Raw genomic sequence first — 20,909 nt, 5'->3', positions numbered from 1 at the left:
TCGTACAGTTGGTGCGGGTGTAGTTTCTAAAGTAACTGCATAATCACTAAATGTGTGTAAAAAAGCGCCTCTTTGAGGCGCTTTTTTTATGCTTATTCAATGTGATAGGGAAATTGTCTGACAATATTTTTTAAAGCTGTCCTTTAGTGATAATTCACTGTCCTTAACTGAAATAATTACGTGTCAATAAAACCGTAATATGAACCCAAGAAAACCAATAAAAGTTTGAGTATTTCATAACTCAAAAAGGAGTTAGGCATGAACGCTAAAGTAAAGATTACTAATCGAGCAGGTGCAAGTTTCCCTGTACGTCGCATGAATTTTGATTTTGATGCGGTACCAGAGTACTGGATGAATGGCTCAGCAGGTTTGACACATTTTATGACAGCATTGTCTGCTTTATTTCCCGCGGGTGAAATGTTCTTTATTGATAGTGTGCGTGCAGTACGTAAACACCCCGCGATCGCAAATAATGAAGCCCTACAAAAAGAAATTAGTGCTTTCATTGGTCAAGAAGCAATGCATACGCAAGAGCATGAGGGTTTTAATGCTTCTGCACAAAAATATGGTCATGATGTCGAAACACTTGATAAGGCAACGGGTCGTGTTATCCAAGGTGTGCGCAAAGTCTTTGCACGTATTGGTAAACCTGTTGGTATTACTCAAGAAATGGTGGATCTTACTGCAACTACGGCACTTGAGCATTTCACTGCAACGATTGCTTCACAGTTATTGGTAAACCCACATATTCAAGCCTTAATGACTGATGAAACCATGAAAAATATGTGGTTATGGCATGCGATTGAAGAAAATGAGCATAAAGCCGTAGCTTATGATGTATTTGAAGGTGTCTTTGGTCAGGGAATAAAGGCCTACGCACTCCGTACAGGTTCATTGATTGGCGCAATGGTGACATTATTCTTCGTACAAAGCTACTTTGTTGCTCGTTTATTAAAAGAAGATAACAAGCTTAATTTTGAAGCATTAAAAGATATTTATACCTATGGTTATAGCCCTTCAAAAGGCATCATCACTGGTATGGGTAAAGAAATGCTGATGTATTTTAAACCAGGTTTTCACCCGAATGATTTAGATACTTCTGGTTTGTTAAAAACGTGGAAAGCATATTTGGGTCTCTAATCACAGCGCTGTGGTGACTTTTTCAGAAGGGCGATGTAAATCGCTCTTTTATTTATTCAACTTTATAGACAAACTTTTTATAATGCGCATACCCTAGCTATAGAAAGATAAACGAAGATGATTCGTTTGATGCAAGACGCTGATGTCCAGCAGGTTTACGATATCGAGCGCCGCGTACAAAGCCATCCTTGGACCATAAAACAATTTCAAGAATCGATTGCTGCCTATCAAAGTACGGTGATTGAGCGACAAGGAAAAGTTGTAGGTTTTTGCATTTTACAACCCGTTTTAGATGAAGCAAATTTATTGTTAATGGCGATCGATCCGAGCCAGCAAGGCAAAGGATTAGGTTTTCAATTACTCGATGAATCTATTGCCTTACTCAAAAATAACCCCATTCAAATCTTCTTAGAAGTGCGAGAAGGTAATCAACCAGCGATCCGTTTATATGAAAAAGCGGATTTTCATCAAATCGATTTGCGAAAGAATTATTATCCAAATGCCGATGGAACTCGTGAGCACGCCATTATTATGGTGAAGACTTGTGGTGATGATTTTGCAGCTTTATTTAAATAAAAGCGGTGAAGAGTGATCAAATTTAAAGAAAGCATTCGTGAATAAACGAATGCTTTTTTATTGAATATCTATTGTTTGATCTCTTTTATTTAATAATAGGATTGTTCCAGCCGGAAGGTAAGGTGGTCATCAGGGAATCCCCCAGTTGACTAATTTCTTCTTGGGTCAGTGGTCGGTTGAGTCGACGCCATTGTCCATCAAGTAGAAGTTCTAGTGGAATGTACTGAGATTTATAATTCATTTTTTGCGAATCGGGTACCCAATAGCCCAAGTAGACATATTGCAGTCCAAGCTTTTGTGCATGCTCGATTTGTTTCAGAATGGCAAAAGTCCCTAGGGAGCGACGGCTTTCATCAGGATCAAAAAAGGTATATACCGCTGAAATACCATCATCAAGTGGATCACAGGTAGATACACTGATCAGTTGCTCATCCAACCATAGCTCTAAAAAGAAGCTGTCAGTGCAGCTATTAATTAAAAATTTTTCAAATTGATCTTGGCTAGGTGGGTACATATCACCATCAGCATGTCGTTCATTGATGTAGCGTTCATACAAGGCATAATGCATTGCATCGGCATCTTGAGGACGGCAAATTTTCACCGTTAAATCTTGATTCCGTTTCCACGCTTTTTTTTGCACGCTGTTCATTTGAAATTCATGAACAGGAACGCGAGAGGATAGACATTGACGACAAAGATGACATTCAGGGCGGTAGACAAAATCCCCACTACGACGAAAACCCATGCGGGAAAGTTCAGATAACGTGACCACATCAATACGATGGACAGGATCAAGAAAGACCATCCGGGCAGATTTATTTTCTAAGTAGCTACAATCATGCGGAGGCGTGATGTAGTACTGTAATTCGTTCAACAGGGACTTCGGTTGATAGGAATTCATCGTAATATCCCTCTTTTATTGTCATGCGCTGAGACTTGCCCATTGCGCTATTGTTTTACTTGAAAATACACTGTCCTGATACTTTTTCCAATCGATAGAGGGTTGTTTAACAACATCTTGTAACGAATTAAGGTATTGTTGGCGAGAAAGTGTACTCGCACCTAAGCTTAAGAGGTGATCGTTGACCAATTGGCAATCAATCCATGGCAACTGATTCTCTTGCCCGATGAGCATTAAGGTGTAAAACGCCATTTTAGAGACATCTGTTCGTGTACTAAACATAGACTCGCCAAAGCAGCCATGTCCAATATTGACACCATAGAGGCCACCGACAACGATCTCGTTTTCCCAAACTTCAATGCTATAAGCATAGCCTGCGTCAAACAGCGCAGAATATCCCTGAATAATATCTTCTGAAATCCATGTTTCATTGGCATAACTACGCGGCAAAGAACATGAGCGAATTACAGTTTCAAACGCATGATTAATGGTGATCTTATAGTCCATTTTTTTCATGCTGCGTAATAACGATTTGCTCGGATGATAGTTCTGCGGTCGAATAATGCAGCGGGGTTCAGGACACCACCAACAAATTGGATCACCTTCACTGAACCATGGGAAAAGACCGTGACTATAGGCTTCAAACAGTGTGGAAGGGGAGAGGTCAGCACCGATGCAAATTAAGCCTTCACCATCAGGATCGCATTCAACTGGATCGGGGAAAGTAAATTCAGAAGGAGGGAGTATCGGCATGCCAAGCTTCTTATTGAGGTACACGGATATTTATCATACATAAAAAAGCCGACCATCAGGTCGGCTAATTTTTTAAAACTATTTAGCTAAGCAAATGACTGAAGCAAAAGATTATTCGCCGAGTGCATCAAGGTATTTTTCAGCATCGAGTGCAGCCATACAGCCTGAACCTGCAGAAGTAATCGCTTGACGGTAGATACTATCGGCAATATCACCCGCAGCAAATACACCGGGAATAGACGTTTGTGTTGCGTTACCCGCTGTGCCACTTTGAACTTGGATGTAGCCGTCACGTAAGTTTAATTGGCCTTCAAAAATACCGCTGTTTGGTTTGTGACCAATAGCCACAAACATACCAGTGACATCAACATTTTGAGTTGAATCATCTTGCGTAGATTTAATACGTACAGAAGTCACACCCGTCGTATCACCAATCACTTCATCCACTTGGTGATTCCAGATGATGCTGATTTTACCTTCTTTTTCTTTTGCAAAAAGATGATCTTGCAGAATTTTCTCTGATCGTAAAGTGTCGCGACGGTGTACAAGAGTGACATGAGAAGCAATGTTTGAAAGATAAAGCGCTTCTTCCACAGCAGTATTACCGCCGCCGACAACCATAACTTTTTGGTTTTTGTAGAAGAACCCGTCACATGTTGCACATGCACTCACGCCTTGACCCATGAAAGCAGCTTCTGATTCAAGACCTAAATATTGTGCAGTTGCACCTGTACAAATAATCAATGCATCACAAGTAAACTCTTCCATATCGCCTTTAAGCACGAACGGACGAACATTGAGGTCCACTTCGTTGATATGGTCATACACAATTTCTGTACCAAAACGTTCAGCATGAGCTTGCATTTGTTCCATTAGGGCTGGGCCTGTTAAACCTTCTGCACCACCTGGCCAGTTGTCTACTTCTGTCGTTGTAGTCAATTGACCGCCTAATTGAATACCTGCGATGAGTGTCGGTTTCAGGTTCGCACGGGCAGCGTATACCGCAGCGCTATAACCTGCAGGACCAGAACCTAAAATAATTAGACGTGAGTGACGAGCGCTCATCCGTAGAATCCTTTTTTTATATGATAATTTGTGGAATTATACGTCAAAGTTTGAAACGATTGTGTGAGATTAAAGTCGATATTATTGATCATCAAAATCGTTTTGAGCTATATACAATAAAGTTAACAACTATACTTAAATTATCTTGCATCTTTTTTATTGAACAGGTGCATAATAACAGGTTTAGATTCAGCCCATTTTTGTTGTGGGTAATGACAAAAACATTGAAGAATTGGTTACAGGAACGTATATGACAGCGGTGTCGGGTGCATATGCACAGCGCTTAATAATGACATTATTCCTTGTTTCATTTGGGATATATCTGTTCCTTGCAACAGTCACATATACGCCATTTGATCCGGGATGGATGCATTTATCCAGTGATACTCAGCAAGTTTCAAATGCTAGCGGCGTCGCAGGCGCATGGATAGCTGACTTACTCTATGGATTTTTAGGTTGGGCAAGTTTGCTGATACCTGTCTATTTATTTCTCGAAGCAATTCAAGTCTGGTGGCCACGTAGTTTTCTAAACCGTCCATTTCGCTATGCCGCTCAGTTCTTTATTTTGCTGGCAACTTCAAGTTTACTTTTCCTGTTTTGGAATGTTCCCGAAGATACTTTAGAAAATGCATCGGGCGGGATTATTGGTTATGAACTGGGTCAAAGTCTTGAACAAATTTTAACGGTCTATGGTGCAGCAGTATTTCTCATTGCATTTTGGATCATGTTGTTCACTTTGGCCTTTGGTATCAAGTGGAATAAGACATGGGCAACCATGAAGTCCACACCGGCTTATCTCCAAGATTTGTTCTATCGCAATGTCCCTGAAGGAGATACTGCTTTTGACCGTACCGTACCATCTACTAAAAAAGGCAGTGTGGCTACTAATGTATCAAAAGTGATTGCACCAGTCACACCCGCCCATGAGCATCATGCTGTAGAGGTTGACCCTGTAGTACGTGATCGTGTTGCTGAGCGTTTATTTGATGATATTGCTGATAAAGAATGGGCAGACAAAGAAGGCAATGCACAGCATTTATCTAAGGTAAATTCGCCGGAGACTGCTACACCATCCGATGAAGATTTTGAACATACTTTGGCGAAAGTGCGTCAGCTTGAGCAAGATCAACAACGTGTTGTTGCGACGGGAGAGGTTTGGCGTGCCTTGCATTCAAATGATGACCAACGGCACAAACAAGATATTGATGCTTTACTGAAAGCTGCAGAAGAAGAGCAGCCTGCCAATCAAACTGAATATTTCAACAAAGCAGCGGATGTACATTCGACTTCTCCGACAGAAGCGGTGCAACCTGCTAAAAAATCAGTGGATTGGGATGATGATGAGATCTTCGATGAGCTGTTAGCCGCTGTTCCAAATGGTAAAACAGCGACTGATGTGCATAGCCCATTTAATACAGCACAAAGTGAAAGTCCTGCAACGCATTCAAATGATTTTGCAACAGGTACTGCTGCAACTGTTGTAGGATTAGGTGTGGCAGCTGCAAAAACGACAACGCTCACCACACCGAAAAATATCAGTGCTGAAGCTGAATTTAATGATCTCGATGATTTGCTGGTTGAAGAAGCAGAGCGAGCAATAGAACAGGTACAGCCAGTTCGTACAACCAGTAGTTATGCGCAATCTACGCCTTTGGTTCGTGCTGAAATCAATACACAGCCGCAGACTTTTGTATCTGATGATGAAAAAGCCTTAATCAGCTCGAATAAAGATGCATTCCGTGAAGTGTGGCAAGAAACGGCAGGTAAACCTGAAGACATCGATTTAGATCTCGAAGATGATTTTGACTTTGATGCGCCTTTAACCGATGCCTCTGGTCGTCCAATGTCTCGTGCGATGCAAGTGGCACAAAAACGTTTGGATTTACCGACTTTGCCGGGATTGGAAATATTAGATCCTGTAGATCCGAATAAGAAAGTTAATTTCACTGCAGAGCAATTGTCTCGTTTGTCTGAACTGTTAGAAATTAAGCTGCAAGAGTTTAATGTCAAAGCTAAAGTTGTAGAGGCACAGCCGGGCCCTGTCGTGACACGTTTTGAACTGGACTTGGCACCCGGTGTAAAAGCGTCAAAAGTGACCAATATTTCACGTGACTTGGCGCGTTCAATGTCTATGGCCTCTGTACGTGTGGTGGAAGTGATTCCAGGTAAACCCTATATCGGGATTGAAGTTCCGAATAGTTCACGTGAAATGGTTCGACTTATTGAGCTGTTAGAAACGCCGGTATACCGTGATCCAAATGCCTTACTTAGTATGGCGATGGGTAAAGACATTTCCGGTAATCCTGTCTTGGCAGACTTGGCGAAAGCACCACATATGTTAGTGGCAGGTACTACAGGTTCTGGTAAGTCAGTCGCAGTCAATGCCATGTTGCTATCGATGTTGTTGAAATATACACCTGAGCAACTGCGACTCATCATGATTGACCCGAAACAGTTGGAACTTGCCAACTATAACGATATTCCACATTTATTAACGCCTGTTGTAACCGACATGAAAGATGCGGTGAGTGCATTGAACTGGTGTGTGAATGAAATGGAGCGTCGTTATAAGCTGATGTCTTTGATGAAAGTGCGTAAGCTGACTGACTTTAACCGCAAAATTGAAGAAGCAATGGCCAACGGGGAAGATCTCATCGATCCAACTTGGAAGCCAGATGACTCTGCAACCCAAAGTCGTGCGCCACGTTTACAGCCTATGCCGTTGATCGTAATTGTTGCCGACGAATTTGCCGACATGATCATGCAAGTGGGTAAAAAAGCTGAAGAAATGATTACCCGTCTTGCACAAAAATCACGTGCAGCAGGGATTCATTTGCTGTTGGCGACGCAGCGTCCAACCGTAGATGTAGTGACAGGTTTGATCAAAGCCAATATTCCAACGCGTGCTGCGCTACGTGTGAACAGTAAACTGGATTCACGTACTATCTTAGACGCTGGTGGTGCGGAAGACTTACTGGGCCATGGTGATATGTTATTCCTCGGACCGGGGAAAATTGAACCTGAACGGGTACATGGCGCGTTTATTTCAGACGATGAAGTGAACCGTATTTGTGATGCATGGCGTGAGCGCGGTGAACCGAATTATGTCGATGAAATCCTCACGCCTTATGATGAAGAGCCGACATCTCGCGGTTTTGAAGATGGTGATGGCGGATCAGATCGAGATGCTTTGTATGACCAATGCGTTAGCTTTGTACTGGAAACTCGTAAAGCTTCTACTTCTTCGTTGCAACGTAAATTTAGCCTCGGTTATACCGTGCTGCACGGATTATTGATCAGATGGAAGAAAATGGTATCGTAAGTAGTATGGGGCCAAATGGTAAACGAGATATCTTGGTCTAAGTTCTAAAACAAAAAACCTGCTTCGGCAGGTTTTTTTTATTTTTAGATTGAGAACTCATCTTGGTAGAACATGCACTGAGCCAGTTCGATAAAGGCTTTGCAGGCAGGGCTCATGAGTTTTTGATTTTTTACGGCGAGTCCAATTTGCCGTTGGGTATTTGGAAAGAGTGGACGTTTAACCACATGTGGATGCAACGCCAACAGCTCAGTAGGCATCGCCATATCTGCAACAATAGCAATCCCTTCCTGTAAATTCACCATGTTTAAAATGGTTAACAGTTGCGACATTTGATAGGTAATTTTAGGTTGTATGTAGTGTTGTTTAAGCAGTTTTTCGACATGGGACTGGCTGCCTGCACGGGTCATAATAAAGGGGTAATTTTGCAGGTCTTGGATATCTAAATGACTGTGTTTGGAAACTGAATAACTATCTGGAATCAAGGCAATGAAAATGTCTTGAATTAAGGGGAAGGTGAACAGCTGCGGCTTGGGGAGTACGGCAAAACCAACATCAATCTGACGTTCAGAAATCCAACGAGACACTTCTGCATCAGTACCTTCTTCGACATAGATTTCAATGTGTGGATAGCGCTCTCTATATGCCTTTAATAGCTCTGGAAGCAGATGAATCGAACTAGAAGAACCAAAAGAGCCAATTCTCAGCGTTCCTTGTTGAATACCATGTGCGGCATGCACTTCTTGTTGCATGATCTGTGCCGTATTGATGATTTCTTTGGCATGCAGCAATAACTGCTGACCAATGTGGGTCAGGCTAATTTCGCCTTGTTCACGGCTAAATAAGCTGACATTCCAATGTTGCTCTAAACACTTTAGGGCATGAGAGACAGCTGACTGAGTAATTCCCAGCTGTCGAGCAGCGAGAGTAAAGCTTTGTTGTTCTGCGACTTTAATAAAAATTTCAAGCTGAGAAAATGTCATTGCCATGAGTAATTACTCATTTTGTTATGAGTCTAGATGAGGATTATATTGTGCTACATAAATGGTTAAAGATGAAATAGCTACTTTATTTCAAGGCGTACAGCATGAATATCGTCGTCGCATTGTTTCCCCTCGTTGCATTAATCGCGATGGGCTATGTGCTTAAATACACACAGTTTGTTCAGGATGAATTTTGGGCAAATTCAGAAAAACTTAATTACTACGTTTTATTTCCTGTGCTGCTTTTTTTGAATGTATCAGCCGTGCAATTGGATATGAACACCGTTTCACGAATGTTGACAGTACTGGTTGCGGGCACCTGTTTGATCAGCATTGTGTTGTGGGGGATCAAGCAGTTTATGCATATCCCCGTGCAGCGTTTTGGCGTGTATATCCAAAGTCATATTCGTTTTAATACCTATATTGGTTTATCCCTTATGGGCGCTTTATTTGGCTCCACAGGCATGCAGATGTTTGCCATGTTAATTGCCGTTGCAGTGCCCTTAGTCAATATTATTTCAGTATTGGCCTTCTCAAATTTAAGTGTGAAGCAATTGAGGCATACCTGTCAGTCCATCGCAAAAAATCCCTTAATTTTAGGCTGTGTGGCAGGGGTATTGTTTAATTTATCAGGCTTGAGTCTGTTTCATGGCTTACCTGAATTATTAAAAATATTGGCAGCCATGAGTTTACCGCTCGGACTACTTTCTGTTGGGGCAGCATTACAGTTTCAGCAAATGCGCGCCGATCTACGTTGTTTAAGTTTAAATACGATAGGGCGTCTCATGTTAATGCCATGTATTGCTTATCTATTGAGTACTTGGATGGGTCTGACTGATTTTGAGCGAATGATTTTAGTGGTCTTTTTTGCTTTGCCAACTGCATCATCGTCTTATATTTTGACACGCTATTATCAAGGTAATTCACAACTGATGGCGGCCATTATTAGTGTACAAACCATTGGTTTTGGCTTGATGTTTCCATTGCTCATGTTGATCGTGCATTAATCATGCTGAAATACTATCACCCTGATTTTAAATAAAATAAAAAAAGCCCACATCATGCGGGCTTTTTTTTCGGTACTCGAAATTAAGCAAATTTTGCCAATACTTCGAGGAAACCTGCGCTTTGACGTGGGTATTGAGCAATCACGTCATGAATACGCTGACCTTCAGGATTAGTTGCGTTCACATCACGGCCATCGGCAACGAATTGAGTCAAAAGACGCTCATAGTCATTTGGACGCATATGTTTGAAAGCATGGTAAAGCACGTGAAAGTCGCCATTCACTCCTTCAGGAGGAAGCTGAGTAAGGTAGGCAAATACACGCTCATCTGACCATTCTTCGTTGAACGTTGCTGGCTGAGATAATGCCATCGCAATCTCCTTGCTGGTTTAAAATACAAAAAGGCAAAAATGAGTACGCAAGTAAAATGGTTTTATTCGCCATCTCTAAGTTAAGCGACTCATTTTATGGTTGGATCTAAAGTTATTTTTTTATCCCGTTTACTCGAAGCAAAGCTTTTGATCTCACAAAGGAATAAAACTAATCCAGCCCACTCGAAGCAAAGCTTCTCATCTTGCGGCTGGGTAAAGCAGCGCTTTACTGATCCAGCCTCACATTTTGCCTTGATTCAATTTACTTGGCTAATCAGAATTCAGATTAACGTTCTTCAGGCAAATTGATATTCATTTCAAGCATTTCAATATTCGCTTCAGAACGAACAGACATTTGAATATGTTGCTCATCTACACCACGAACATAGCGGTTTACTACTTGCATGATTTCTTTTTTCATCATGTCAATCTTGTCTTGGCTAAGGCGTTTACCTAGACCATTTTCAGATGCCACGATGACTTTTAAACGGTCTTTTGCCGTTTGTGCGCTTGACGGTTTCTCGTCGCTGCTAAAAAGTTTGCTCCAGAATCCTGCCATGATTACGCTCCAAATAGACGTGCTAACCAACCCTTAGGTTTTACCGTAATGTGACGGTAAGGGCGCTCTTCACCAAGGAAACGCGCAACAAGGTCATCATACGCTTGGCCAGCCGCTTCTTCTGTAAACAGAATCACTGGTTTACCTTCGTTCGATGCTTGTAGAACGCTTTTACATTCAGGAATAACACCTAAAGTCGGTACGCGTAAAATATCTTTTGAAATGTCATCAATCGTCAACATCTCTTGTTTATCCGCACGTTCTGGATTGAAACGTGTAATACAGAGATGCTTACGGATACGACCTTCGTTTTGTTCTACTTTTTTGGTTTTGCTGTCAAGCATACCAATAATACGGTCAGAGTCACGTACAGAAGAAATTTCTGGGTTCGTCACAATGATCGCTTCATCAGCATGATACATTGCTAAAATTGCACCACGTTCGATACCCGCAGGTGAGTCACAAATAATGTAATCGAACTCTTGAGAAAGTTCGTCCATTACACGTGCTACACCTTCATCTGTTAACGCGTCTTTATCACGTGTTTGAGATGCTGGCAAAATGTAGAGATTTTCAATATCTTTATCGCGAATAAGCGCTTGTTGTAATCGAGCTTCGTTATTCAATACGTTTACAAAGTCATATACAACGCGGCGTTCACAGCCCATGATCAAGTCAAGGTTACGTAAACCCACATCAAAGTCGATTACAACAGTTTTGTGGCCGCGAAGGGCTAAACCTGTTGCAAAAGATGCGCTTGTAGTTGTTTTACCTACGCCACCTTTACCTGATGTTACGACAACAATTTTCGCCACCGAATCCACTCCTGTTATGGTTTAAATCCCCTTTTTTAATTAGGGGTTTGGTGATTATTTATACATTAAAATTGCAAAGCTTCAAATACTAGCTCTTGCTGGTCATTCAAATAAATATGTACTGGCTGTTTGACCACATGAGGCGGAATATCATCAGCGACACAGTAAGTCCCTGCTATTGAAACCAATTCAGCTTCTAATGAATGGCAGAAAATACGTGCAGCCGTGTTCCCACCAGCTCCGGCAATGACTCTACCACGAGCACTACCATAAATATGTATATTTCCTGAAGCAATTACTTCTGAACCGCTATTAATACCAGCATTAATAATGATATCGCCATGGTCTTGGACTAAACATTGACCTGTACGCAAGATTTCATTGTGATAAGACGTGGCATGACGAATAGTCGGTACTTCGACTGCAGCAATTTTATCTTCGGTTTTTTCTTCTGTAGGTGCGGGTTCTTCAACCACTTGTTCGCGTGTCGGTTTAACTTGTTGTAGTTTGCGATCCGCAGGAACCACTGGAAATTGGATAGCACGCGCTTGGTCAGATAGTGGACCTTCAGTGACACCAATTGGTTGGATTTCAATACTAATAAGCAGTTGAATCAGTGCAATTAGTTCTTGATCAACCGTACTCTCAATCACGGCTAATGTTCCGGGTGGAAAAGCCTTTTGGAACATTGGAGTAAGTTGCTGGCGGATCGCATCATGATCATTGGTATCGAGGTGAATGCGAATCGCATTGACCATTTTGCCTTTTATCCGTATATCAGCCATATTGAATCCTTGAGACTTCTAACTATTACTTTTGTGCCGAAGTAGTTATGTTGTAAATAGAGCAAATCCTAGAACAATTTGCATGAATACTCTAGCGGAGTTCGCAATTATTTTTGACTGAGTGTTTATTCTGTAGCTTGGTCCTGTTCCTGCATAATCTGCTGCCACTGTTTTACTTTCACTTGCTTACGAATAGCCTCTAGACTTTCAAAAACCGCAGAGCGAACCAACTCATCGAGCTGGGCATTATTTTCGATTTCAATACGGCTAACACGCTGTGAAATGTCTAAATATAGATTGGGTTTTTGAGCCGTCGATGTATTGGGATAAGCCAATGGGGAAATTAAACCTTGGGTAATATTTTCACCCAAACGTTGCCCGATACTTTGAATCTGCTGTTCAATGCGGCTGCCAACGATTGGCACTAAGCGCAATAGCTGCGTGAGTTCTGGAGTGTCTTCGATGGCCTGACTGACGATTTGTCCGACATTTTTGGCGATCAATTCACGTTCAGTACGTAGCTCTTTGCTTAAATTTTCTTGCAAAATCTCAGCTAAAACTTGGGTGAACATCTCACGGTGATGCTGCACAAGATTACTAATTAGGTCTTTATGGGTTGTACTGGTATTGAGCTCATGCTTAACACCATCTAACACGGTAAGTACCACACGATCTGACAGTTCTTCCATCACGACTCGATAGTAGAACAATGCCTTTTTCTGCCATGCAGAAGGCACGATTTGATAGCCCATTTCATACAGTCGATAAGCAATAATGCCCGCACGAAATAAACGCAGGAAACGTAAATGCGGCACAATAGCTAAAATTTCGTACCAATGTATAAACGGGAAGAAGAACCAGCGCTGATGGTGCTTGTTGATGATGGCAATCGCCCAGCGCACCAACAATTCTACAATCAAAAAGATAATGAACCACGCTTCGGTAGTAATCACCCATGGATGTAAATGTTCACGGTAAAAACTCAGCACATCGGGCAGGTAGATACTGTTAAAGAACCAACTGCCAAGATTGCTCATGAGGAAAAAGTTCATGCACAGGCAGAACAAGTTAAAAACAATAATAAACACCATGAATATGTCATAAATCAAAAACAGTTTGAATGACCAACTGTTTGGATTGACATGATGATATTTAGATTTCTTGTTTTGCGGCATGCTGTTCTGCGACATAAAACTTCTTCTTAATTATTCAGTAACTGAGTATTTAGCTTTCATACGAGTAATGAGTTGGTCTTTCTCCGTCCACAGCTCATCTACCCAATGCTGAAATTTTTCACGGAATTCTGCATCATCTTCATAGTTGCCGCCATGCACCCACGTTGGAATTTCAATTTTACGTAAATCCACGGCGATACGCGGAACTTCACCGAGCCAAAATTCGCTATAACCTGGTGCACCATTTGGATAGACGATGGTCATATCTACGAGAGCATCAACTTGATCCCCTAAAATATTGAGTGCCAGTGCTAAACCACCCGCTTTCGGCTTAAGAAGGTTTTGATACGGTGATTGCTGTTGCGCATGTTTTTCAGGGGTAAAGCGAGTGCCTTCCAAATAGTTCAGCAGGGTAAAAGGCTGGCTCAATAACTGTTCACAAGATTTACGCGCTTCTTCCATATCTCGATATTTAAGTTCAGGATTTTTCGCGATTTGTTCTTTGCTATGTCGTTTCATCATTGGGAAGCCTAAAATTTTAAAAGCTTGTCCAACAAATGGAATGAAAATGAGTTCCCATTTGGTAAAGAAACGCGTCAGTGGCATACGAGTTAAACCAAAATATTGGTTGACTGTCGTATCGACCCAACTCTGATGATTACAGGTCATGAGATAGCGACCATGCAAATTTAAGTTGAGGCCTTCATCGATGGTGATATCCCATTTTGTGTTGGGTAAAACGTGATCAATTAACCAGTTATTGACCGTGAGCCAACTGTTGGTAATTTTTATGTTGGTTTCATCAACCTTTTTTGATTTTTTAAAGAGTTTGGCTAGACCAAGGGCTAGTACAGGAGGACCATGGAAAAAAGTACTGCCTGTCATAACTGAACCGACGGTAAGTCCTTTGCTAATTTTTTTTAGTGTCGGTTGCTTATTTGTTTGAGATGACATATAAAAAGTCCTAGCGGAAATTGTCCAAATAATGATTGATTCTAGTAAATATAGTTCGAGTTGATTAAATAAAAAAGGGCATCTGCTGAACTGTGAAGAAATTGTGATGGAATTAACAAATAAATCTCGTATTCATATTACAAATTGTAACTTAACGTTTTATTATTAACAAAAAATCAATGGTTCAGCCATTTGTTTTACTTCATCATTTCAACCATACAACAAAACACAAAGAAGGAGGCATGCAATGCGTGCACTAGTAATTTCGGCAGTAGTTGGGGCAATGGCACTTACTGGTTGTCAAAACATGGAATATGACAAAGCAGCAATCGGTACTGGTTTAGGTGCTCTTTTAGGCGCTGGTATTGCTTATTCTAATGCTGATAAAGACAAAATGGGTCAAGCAGCAGCAATTGGTGCTGTAGTTGGCGCGGGTGCTGGTCTTCTTCTTGATAAGAAAGAACAACGTCTTAAACAAGAATTGGCTGGTACTGGTGTTGACGTAGGTCGTAATCCAGATGGTTCGATCAACCTTGTTATGCCATCAGTAACTTTCGCAACTAACTCTTCAACTATTCAATCTCAGTTCCAATCTGCGTTGAATGACGTTGCTAAAGTATTGCGTGAAGACGGTACTGCAAACAAACTTGCAATCGTTGTACATGGTCACACAGACAACACTGGTTCTGATGCGATCAACAACCCACTTTCTCAAAACCGTGCAAACTCAGTGAAAAACTACCTAGCGTCTCAAGGTATTTCTTCAACTCGTATTACTGCACGTGGTTATGGTTCAACTTCTCCAGTTGCGGATAACTCAACTGCTGCAGGTCGTGAACAAAACCGTCGCGTAGAAATCTCAGTTTACGAAACTAAATAAGTTTTAGTTCGAAACGAAAGGCCACCCTCGGGTGGCTTTTTTTATGGCATTTTTAATGACCGATAAAATACATTTTGCATTAGGCAAGATCGTTTCAGATGACTATAATCATCCTCGAATTAATAAGAGGAAAGACTATGTCACTGGCAAGTCAGTTGAACGACAAGCAACTTGAAGCAATGAAATACACTCAAGGACCCTTGTTAGTACTTGCAGGGGCAGGTTCAGGCAAAACATCGGTGATTACCCGTAAAATTGCCTATTTGGTGAAGCATTGTGGTATTCCTGCGCACCGTATCACCGCGATGACCTTTACCAACAAAGCTGCGCGTGAAATGAAAGAGCGTGTGACGAAGCTGATGAGCCGTGAAGAGGCAAAAGGGCTGTCGGTTTCTACATTCCATAACTTCGGGCTAAACATGCTCCGTTTGGAATTAAAAAATACACCACTGAAAAATAACTTTTCAATTTTAGATGCAGATGACTGCAAACGCATTTTGATGGACTTAATGCATCGCGACAATTTATCCGGTGCAGAAAGTAAAGAGCTGATTGCCAAAGCCATGAAAATGATTTCAGATTGGAAAAACGATCTGATTCCACCTGAGCAAGCGCATACCACCTGTGAAACAGCAGAAGACGTTCAGTTTGCACATCTGTATCAACTGTATGAGCGTAATTTACGTGCCTACAATGCTGTGGATTTTGATGATTTGATTGTCATGCCGACGCGCTTATTACAAGAAAATGCAGAAGTGCGTGATCGTTGGCAGAATCGAATCCGCTATTTATTGGTCGACGAATATCAAGATACCAACACCGCGCAATATATTTTGGTGAAATTACTCGTGGGTGTCATGGGACAGTTCACCGCGGTAGGTGATGATGACCAATCGATTTATGCATGGCGTGGTGCTAAGCCTGAGAATATGGCTTTATTGAAGGAAGATTTCCGTAATCTGAAAGTGATTAAGCTTGAGCAAAACTATCGCTCGACCAGTCGTATTTTAAAAGCTGCCAATACAGTTATTGGCAATAACCCACATATTTTCGATAAAAAGCTTTGGTCAGATAAAGGCCATGGTGAAGTGATCCGCGTGATTACTTGTCGTAATGACGATGATGAATCAGAACGCGTTGTAAAAGACTTGATTACGCACAAGCTGATGAACGGTAAAAATTGGAAAGACTACGCCATTTTATACCGTGGTAATTTCCAAGCGCGTGCTCTAGAGACACAGCTACGCCAAATGCAGATCCCGTATAAATTATCGGGTGGTCAGTCTTTCTTCGCTCGTGCTGAAATTAAGGACTTGATGAGCTACTTACGTTTGATCATCAACCCTGAAGATGACAGTGCATTTTTACGAATTATCAATACACCAAAACGTGCGATTGGTCCGGTGACTTTGGAAAAGCTTGGCTTATTTGCGCAGGAAAGTAATTTATCCTTACTCAGTGCAGCAGGGGATCAGCGCTTGAGCATGGCGATTCCGAAAAAAGCTACAACCCAATTGGCCGAATTTGCGGACTTTATTTCGACCTTTACTCGTGAATTATTAGAAGATGATGAACCTGTTCCGATCATTCGTCGCATGATGATTGAAGCAGGTTATATCGACTATGTTAAAGAATCTGCAGCTACACCTGCACAGGAAAAAACCAAACTGGATAATATTGAAGTGCTATATAGCAGTATTCAAAGTTTGATAAACCGCGCTGAAGATGTAGATGAAAAGAACATTGAAAGTGTGATTCGTAAAATGGTGCTGCTCGATATGTTAGAACAGCAACAAGAAGAAGAAGACACCGATAAAGTCAATTTGTTAACACTTCATGCGTCGAAAGGTCTGGAATTTCCATTCGTTTATTTGATTGGTCTGGAAGAAGAAATTCTACCGCATAAAAACTCCATTGCTGCAGACACGGTTGAGGAAGAACGTCGACTGATGTATGTGGGGATTACTCGTGCACGTCAAGGTTTAACCATGACTCTTGCAGAGCAGCGTAAAGCTGGTGGTCAAATGCGACAAATGACACCAAGCCGTTTCTTGGACGAACTGCCACAAGATGAATTGGAGTGGTTAGGGCGCAAGAAAAAGCTGGCAGGGGATATCGATCCTAAACAGCAAGCACAGCATTATTTAGAAAATTTACGTGCGCTGATTAAGCGTTAAAGCTTAATGTGTAGAATATTTTATTTATTTTTTGAAATTCGTTTTATTGAAACAGGAATGAACCATGAAAGTTCAAGTTAAAGTTCTCGACACACGTTTAGGTACGGAATGGCCAATGCCAACTTATGCCACAGCAGGTTCGGCAGGTCTAGATCTCCGTGCATGTGTAGAAGAAACCACCGTAATTGAACCGGGTCAAACTGTTCTGGTAAAAACAGGCCTATCGATTTATATCGAAGATACTAACTTTGCAGGTTTAATTCTCCCACGTTCAGGCTTAGGTCATAAACACGGAATCGTGTTGGGTAACTTGGTCGGTTTGATTGACTCAGACTATCAAGGTGAATTGATGGTATCTGTTTGGAACCGTAGCCAAACGGCATTTAGCCTAGAGCCGGGTGAGCGTTTAGCACAATATGTTTTAGTGCCAGTTGTACAAGCTCAGTTTGATATTGTAGATGAGTTTGAAGCCACTGAACGAGGAGCTGGCGGTTTTGGTCATACAGGTAAAAACTAATCAGCGCAAGACTTTTGCTCCAGTGTGTTGACAAGTAAATGCCTACAATCAAGTAGCGAATAAAAACCATCCTCGTGATGGTTTTTATTTATATCATTTTATTTAAATTTTAATTTATTCAAATTCAAATCTATATTTAGAGTATTTTGGATCTTATCAGGAGTTTTAATTCTGATGAGTTTACTTGGTTTATATTTTAGGGGTGAGGGTAAAGAATAATTAGAATTTTGTGTATTGGTTTAAATTTGATCGATTTACTATATTTATACACATTTGAATAAATAATCAAAAATATTTGAAAAGTAAAATATTTAAGACTGAATGATAATTTGATATTTTTATTAATTTAAGCTATTGATTTTATTTTAAAAATAAATTATTGGATAAATGTGAGTGTAATTTTTAGATCAGTATTTAAATATTATTAATTGATTGTTAACTAAATTTGTTATAAAAAAAGCTACACTTTTTTTTCAGGATTTTATCCTTTAATTAAAAGCTTAAATTCTCAATAGAATTTTAGATTTTTTAATTAATAAAGATGTAATTAGAAGAACATAGTATGGGTTCACTGTTTAGTCACTTTCCGCAACATATTTTTCGTGCATATGACATTCGCGGGAAAATATCGCTCTTAAATGCTGATTTAGTTCAGTCAATTGCTTGTGGCTTAGTCAAACAATATTTAGATGTAGGGCAAAAGAGACTTGCCATTGGCTATGATGCGCGTTTAACCAGTCCAACCTATGCAAAAATAATTCAAAAAGTCTGCCATGAGGCTGGCCTTGAAGCGGAAATTATTGGCTGCTGCTCAAGCCCGATGTTGTATTTTATTGCGGGACAATTTCAAGGCAATGGCATTATGGTGACGGCGAGCCATAATCCAAAATCAGATAATGGTATCAAGTGGATTATCAAAGGTGAGCCACCTTGTCCAGAGATGATTCAACACGTTGCAGTCGAAGCACGAAATTGTTTTTCATCGAAACGTGTGCATTTGATGACTGAACTTGAGCCACACGAAATCAAGCCTGAATATTGTTTGGCCTATCAGAAATTTATTTTAGATGACATTCATTTACAGCAACCGCTTAAAGTTGTGATCGATGGCATGCATGGTTCAGCTGGGTATTGTGCAGCCTTATTATTAAATAAATTAGGCTGTGAAGTTTTGGCATTACGTTGCCAAGCTGATGGACATTTCCCTGATCATGCTCCAGATCCATCACAGCTCAAACATTTAACTCACCTTCGCCAAGCTATAAAGCAACAACAAGCCGATATTGGCATTGCTTTAGATGGTGATGGTGATCGTTTAGTGCTGATTGATGAATCTGGCAAAGTGGTTTCTGCAGATCGATTATTGTGTTTATTTGCTGAAATTTGTTTGACTCAAAAACCACATGCAGAAGTGGTATTTGATGTGAAATGTTCAACAATGATTCGAGATACCGTGTACGATTTAGATGCGCAGCCTGTCATGATTCGAACGGGCAGTAGTTTCTTGCGAAAATATATTTCCCAATCTAAAGGCAAAGCGGTTTTTGGCGGAGAGTACGCAGGGCATTATGTTTTTAATGACGGCCGCGGCGGCGGTTATGACGATGGTCTATATGCTGCACTAAGAGTTATAGAATATATTCAGGCTCAAGGACTGACATTGTCAGAAGCTTTGGCAAAATATCCGGAGCGCTTTAGTACCGAAGATTTATATGTCAGTACGCATCAGCATGATCCAGCGGAAGTTTTAAAGCAGGTTGAAGCCAATTCTACGCGAATTCCGGCACAAATCAGTAAAATTGATGGAATACGCCTTGATTTTGATGATGGATTTGGCATCATTCGAGCATCGAATACAGGTGAGTATTTCACTTTACGCTTTGATGCCAACTCATCAGCACGCTTAAAAGAAATACAAGATCTGTTTGTTTCCATGTTAGTTGAGCACTATCCAGACATTGCTCATGACATTCCAGATGCTCAATAAGGAGAGGCAAATGCCACATCAACATACTGGCATCGACAAAGCACAAATCCTGACGGAAGCTTTGCCGTATATTCAACGTTTTGCGGGTAAGACGCTGGTAGTGAAGTATGGTGGTAATGCCATGACCGATCCTGAGCTTGAGAGCTCATTTGCACGTGATATCGTATTGCTGAAAACGGTTGGTCTAAATCCGATTGTGGTACATGGCGGTGGTCCACAAGTGGATTCATTCCTCAAACAATTAGGCCGTGAGTCTGATCGTATCGACGGTATGCGCGTGACTGATCCTGCAACGATGGAAGTTGTCGAGATGGTCTTGGGCGGCAGCGTGAACAAATCGATTGTGAACTTAATCAATAAACACGGTGGCCGTGCAATTGGTTTAACGGGTAAAGATGGTAATTTGATCCGTGCGCAAAAATTATTGATGGAAAAAACTGCCGAAGATGGTTCAGTAAAACAGATTGATTTAGGTCTAGTTGGCGAAGTGGTTGGTGTGAAAACTGACGTACTTGAAATGTTTACCCAAAGCGATTTTATTCCTGTGATTGCACCATTAGGTGTAGACGAAGACGGCAATACCTATAACATCAATGCTGACTTGGTTGCAGGTAAAGTGGCGGAAGCATTGGGTGCGGAAAAGCTAATTTTATTGACCAATATCACGGGTGTTTTAGACGAAAATAAAAATCTGCTGACTGGGTTAACAACCCAAGAAGTCGATCGTTTGATTGAAACTGGCGTGATCTATGGTGGCATGATTCCGAAAGTTGGCTGTGCATTAGATGCAGTCAAAGGTGGCGTAATCAGCGCACATATTGTTGATGGTCGTGTACCTCATGCAACATTACTTGAAATCTTTACGGATCATGGTGTGGGTACATTAATCACCAATCGAACCAATGTGAAAAAAGCTTAAGATACTTAGCATTTTTTGATATAAAAA

General features: G+C 41.0%; 18 protein-coding genes and 1 pseudogene. 9 read left to right on the top strand and 10 right to left on the bottom strand.

Features of this window, described 5'->3' with window-relative positions; translation table 11 throughout:
* Nucleotides 1-258: 258 nt before the first annotated feature.
* On the top strand, nt 259-1,140 hold the full coding sequence (locus AVJ20_RS11235) for a metal-dependent hydrolase (RefSeq protein WP_078193116.1): 882 nt from the start codon (nt 259-261) through the stop codon (nt 1,138-1,140).
* Nucleotides 1,141-1,257: 117 nt separating this feature from the next.
* Entirely contained in the window at nt 1,258-1,716 is a 459-nt protein-coding gene (gene rimI, locus AVJ20_RS11230) for a ribosomal protein S18-alanine N-acetyltransferase (protein ID WP_111885277.1), read from the top strand.
* Between the two features lie 85 nt (nt 1,717-1,801).
* On the opposite strand, the gene AVJ20_RS11225 is transcribed toward rimI, so the two are convergent.
* The 3 genes from AVJ20_RS11225 to trxB form a co-directional block, all read right to left on the bottom strand.
* Complete coding sequence (locus AVJ20_RS11225) at nt 1,802-2,617, bottom strand: arginyltransferase (protein ID WP_111885276.1); 816 nt, start codon at nt 2,615-2,617, stop codon at nt 1,802-1,804.
* 21 nt (nt 2,618-2,638) lie between these two features.
* Entirely contained in the window at nt 2,639-3,370 is a 732-nt protein-coding gene (gene aat, locus AVJ20_RS11220) for a leucyl/phenylalanyl-tRNA--protein transferase (RefSeq protein WP_111885275.1), read from the bottom strand.
* Between the two features lie 111 nt (nt 3,371-3,481).
* On the bottom strand, nt 3,482-4,435 hold the full coding sequence (gene trxB / locus AVJ20_RS11215; RefSeq protein ID WP_111885274.1) for a thioredoxin-disulfide reductase: 954 nt from the start codon (nt 4,433-4,435) through the stop codon (nt 3,482-3,484).
* A gap of 250 nt (nt 4,436-4,685) precedes the next feature.
* Here trxB and AVJ20_RS11210 point away from each other — a divergent pair.
* Nucleotides 4,686-7,798: pseudogene (locus tag AVJ20_RS11210) on the top strand (DNA translocase FtsK).
* 42 nt (nt 7,799-7,840) lie between these two features.
* On the opposite strand, the gene AVJ20_RS11205 reads toward AVJ20_RS11210, so the two are convergent.
* Nucleotides 7,841-8,737, bottom strand: a complete 897-nt coding sequence (locus tag AVJ20_RS11205; protein WP_111885281.1) for a LysR family transcriptional regulator — start codon at nt 8,735-8,737, stop codon at nt 7,841-7,843.
* 104 nt (nt 8,738-8,841) lie between these two features.
* On the opposite strand from AVJ20_RS11205, the gene AVJ20_RS11200 reads away from it, so the two are divergent.
* On the top strand, nt 8,842-9,744 hold the full coding sequence (locus AVJ20_RS11200; RefSeq protein WP_111885273.1) for an AEC family transporter: 903 nt from the start codon (nt 8,842-8,844) through the stop codon (nt 9,742-9,744).
* Between the two features lie 82 nt (nt 9,745-9,826).
* On the opposite strand, the gene AVJ20_RS11195 is transcribed toward AVJ20_RS11200, so the two are convergent.
* The 6 genes from AVJ20_RS11195 to AVJ20_RS11170 all read right to left on the bottom strand — a co-directional run bounded on the left by AVJ20_RS11195 (nt 9,827) and on the right by AVJ20_RS11170 (nt 14,402).
* A complete protein-coding gene (locus AVJ20_RS11195) occupies nt 9,827-10,114 on the bottom strand; it encodes a PA4642 family protein (RefSeq protein WP_067766167.1) in 288 nt (95 codons plus the stop codon).
* Between the two features lie 286 nt (nt 10,115-10,400).
* Nucleotides 10,401-10,673 (bottom strand): cell division topological specificity factor MinE, encoded by a 273-nt coding sequence (gene minE / locus AVJ20_RS11190; protein WP_078190039.1) that lies wholly within the window; start codon nt 10,671-10,673, stop codon nt 10,401-10,403.
* 2 nt (nt 10,674-10,675) lie between these two features.
* A complete protein-coding gene (gene minD, locus AVJ20_RS11185) occupies nt 10,676-11,488 on the bottom strand; it encodes a septum site-determining protein MinD (protein WP_067670152.1) in 813 nt (270 codons plus the stop codon).
* A 65-nt stretch (nt 11,489-11,553) separates the two neighbouring features.
* On the bottom strand, nt 11,554-12,273 hold the full coding sequence (gene minC / locus AVJ20_RS11180) for a septum site-determining protein MinC (protein ID WP_111885272.1): 720 nt from the start codon (nt 12,271-12,273) through the stop codon (nt 11,554-11,556).
* Nucleotides 12,274-12,398: 125 nt separating this feature from the next.
* Nucleotides 12,399-13,463, bottom strand: coding sequence for a preprotein translocase subunit SecA (locus AVJ20_RS11175; RefSeq protein ID WP_416240546.1), 1,065 nt, complete (start codon nt 13,461-13,463; stop codon nt 12,399-12,401).
* Nucleotides 13,464-13,478: 15 nt separating this feature from the next.
* A complete protein-coding gene (locus tag AVJ20_RS11170) occupies nt 13,479-14,402 on the bottom strand; it encodes an acyltransferase (protein WP_111885271.1) in 924 nt (307 codons plus the stop codon).
* Between the two features lie 247 nt (nt 14,403-14,649).
* Here AVJ20_RS11170 and AVJ20_RS11165 point away from each other — a divergent pair, with 247 nt between their 5' ends.
* The 5 genes from AVJ20_RS11165 to argB all read left to right on the top strand — a co-directional run bounded on the left by AVJ20_RS11165 (nt 14,650) and on the right by argB (nt 20,882).
* The gene (locus AVJ20_RS11165; protein ID WP_078190036.1) at nt 14,650-15,282 is read left to right on the top strand and encodes an OmpA family protein; all 633 of its coding nucleotides are present in this window, start codon (nt 14,650-14,652) and stop codon (nt 15,280-15,282) included.
* A 137-nt stretch (nt 15,283-15,419) separates the two neighbouring features.
* Nucleotides 15,420-17,459, top strand: a complete 2,040-nt coding sequence (locus AVJ20_RS11160; RefSeq protein WP_078193107.1) for a UvrD-helicase domain-containing protein — start codon at nt 15,420-15,422, stop codon at nt 17,457-17,459.
* A 64-nt stretch (nt 17,460-17,523) separates the two neighbouring features.
* Nucleotides 17,524-17,976, top strand: a complete 453-nt coding sequence (dut, locus tag AVJ20_RS11155; protein ID WP_111885270.1) for a dUTP diphosphatase — start codon at nt 17,524-17,526, stop codon at nt 17,974-17,976.
* 562 nt (nt 17,977-18,538) lie between these two features.
* Nucleotides 18,539-19,963, top strand: coding sequence for a phosphomannomutase/phosphoglucomutase (locus tag AVJ20_RS11150; protein WP_111885269.1), 1,425 nt, complete (start codon nt 18,539-18,541; stop codon nt 19,961-19,963).
* A gap of 10 nt (nt 19,964-19,973) precedes the next feature.
* Entirely contained in the window at nt 19,974-20,882 is a 909-nt protein-coding gene (gene argB, locus AVJ20_RS11145) for an acetylglutamate kinase (RefSeq protein WP_078190033.1), read from the top strand.
* Nucleotides 20,883-20,909 lie beyond the last annotated feature (27 nt).

The organism is Acinetobacter sp. CFCC 11171 (assembly GCF_003268405.1).
In the GTDB taxonomy this organism is placed as follows: domain Bacteria; phylum Pseudomonadota; class Gammaproteobacteria; order Pseudomonadales; family Moraxellaceae; genus Acinetobacter; species Acinetobacter amyesii.
The sequence above is the reverse complement of the archived record's forward strand: the minus strand, read 5'-3'. Positions and strand labels throughout refer to the sequence as shown.

Coding starts and splice junctions, on each gene's coding strand:
- AVJ20_RS11235 (WP_078193116.1), top strand. CDS start 259: ATGAACGCTAAAGTAAAGATTACTAATCGAGCAGGTGCAAGTTTCCCT.
- rimI (WP_111885277.1), top strand. CDS start 1,258: ATGATTCGTTTGATGCAAGACGCTGATGTCCAGCAGGTTTACGATATC.
- AVJ20_RS11225 (WP_111885276.1), bottom strand. CDS start 2,617: ATGAATTCCTATCAACCGAAGTCCCTGTTGAACGAATTACAGTACTAC.
- aat (WP_111885275.1), bottom strand. CDS start 3,370: ATGCCGATACTCCCTCCTTCTGAATTTACTTTCCCCGATCCAGTTGAA.
- trxB (WP_111885274.1), bottom strand. CDS start 4,435: ATGAGCGCTCGTCACTCACGTCTAATTATTTTAGGTTCTGGTCCTGCA.
- AVJ20_RS11205 (WP_111885281.1), bottom strand. CDS start 8,737: ATGACATTTTCTCAGCTTGAAATTTTTATTAAAGTCGCAGAACAACAA.
- AVJ20_RS11200 (WP_111885273.1), top strand. CDS start 8,842: ATGAATATCGTCGTCGCATTGTTTCCCCTCGTTGCATTAATCGCGATG.
- AVJ20_RS11195 (WP_067766167.1), bottom strand. CDS start 10,114: ATGGCATTATCTCAGCCAGCAACGTTCAACGAAGAATGGTCAGATGAG.
- minE (WP_078190039.1), bottom strand. CDS start 10,673: ATGGCAGGATTCTGGAGCAAACTTTTTAGCAGCGACGAGAAACCGTCA.
- minC (WP_111885272.1), bottom strand. CDS start 12,273: ATGGCTGATATACGGATAAAAGGCAAAATGGTCAATGCGATTCGCATT.
- AVJ20_RS11175 (WP_416240546.1), bottom strand. CDS start 13,463: ATGTCGCAGAACAGCATGCCGCAAAACAAGAAATCTAAATATCATCAT.
- AVJ20_RS11170 (WP_111885271.1), bottom strand. CDS start 14,402: ATGTCATCTCAAACAAATAAGCAACCGACACTAAAAAAAATTAGCAAA.
- AVJ20_RS11165 (WP_078190036.1), top strand. CDS start 14,650: ATGCGTGCACTAGTAATTTCGGCAGTAGTTGGGGCAATGGCACTTACT.
- AVJ20_RS11160 (WP_078193107.1), top strand. CDS start 15,420: ATGTCACTGGCAAGTCAGTTGAACGACAAGCAACTTGAAGCAATGAAA.
- dut (WP_111885270.1), top strand. CDS start 17,524: ATGAAAGTTCAAGTTAAAGTTCTCGACACACGTTTAGGTACGGAATGG.
- AVJ20_RS11150 (WP_111885269.1), top strand. CDS start 18,539: ATGGGTTCACTGTTTAGTCACTTTCCGCAACATATTTTTCGTGCATAT.
- argB (WP_078190033.1), top strand. CDS start 19,974: ATGCCACATCAACATACTGGCATCGACAAAGCACAAATCCTGACGGAA.